Below are 743 nucleotides of genomic sequence, written 5' to 3'. Positions count from 1 at the left end.
GGCGCGGGCTGGTCGCCCGGCTGGTCGATCAGCGCCGAGTCGCCGATGGCGAAGACCCGCTCGTCCTCCGTCTGGAAGTTCCCCTCAGCGTGGACGCGGTGGTTGCGCTCGTCCTTGTCCAGATCCACATCCTGCATGCAATCCCGGCCGGTGATGCCGCCGGTCCAGACCAGCACGTCGTAGTCCAGTTCGTCCTCGTCGCCGATGTATACGGTCTCCTCGTCGACCTCGCCGATGAACTCACCGCACTTGATGTTCACGTCGGCGGCTTCCAGGCGCTTGCGCAGCGCGCCCTGGAGTTCCGGGTCGCTGTTGGGCAGCACCTGGTCGAGGCCCTCGACGAGGTGGATGTCGATGGGCGCGTTGTGTTCGTCGCGGAACTCGGCGACCTCGCCGGCGGTCTGGATGCCCGAGAGGCCAGCGCCGCCGATGACGACCTGCGCGGGGTCGTTGGTCGAGGCTTCGCGAGCGGCCTGCTGGATGTTGTCGTGGATATTGAGGGCGTCGTCGAGGCTCTTGAGCGTCAGAGCGTGCTCTTCGAGCCCGTCAATGCCGAAGAATGCGGTCTGGGAACCCAGCCCGACCAGCAGGTAGTCGTACTCGACAGCAGCGGAGTCGGCGAGGGCGACCTCCCGAGCGTCGGTGTCGATGCCGACGACCTCGTCCTGAATGAAGGCGGTCGAGGGCTGCTTGATCTCGTGAACAGGGATAGCGATGTTCTCCTGAACACTCGGGTCCCGAAT

Annotated in this window: 1 protein-coding gene; it reads right to left on the bottom strand. The window is 65.5% G+C overall.

Features of this window, described 5'->3' with window-relative positions; translation table 11 throughout:
- A partial coding sequence (locus DVK01_RS21025; RefSeq protein WP_158598799.1) for an NAD(P)/FAD-dependent oxidoreductase occupies positions 1 to 743 on the bottom strand: 743 nt, incomplete at both ends.

It is taken from the genome of Haloarcula sp. Atlit-120R (genome assembly GCF_003665885.1).
Classification (GTDB): domain Archaea; phylum Halobacteriota; class Halobacteria; order Halobacteriales; family Haloarculaceae; genus Haloarcula; species Haloarcula taiwanensis.
The sequence above is the reverse complement of the archived record's forward strand: the minus strand, read 5'-3'. Positions and strand labels throughout refer to the sequence as shown.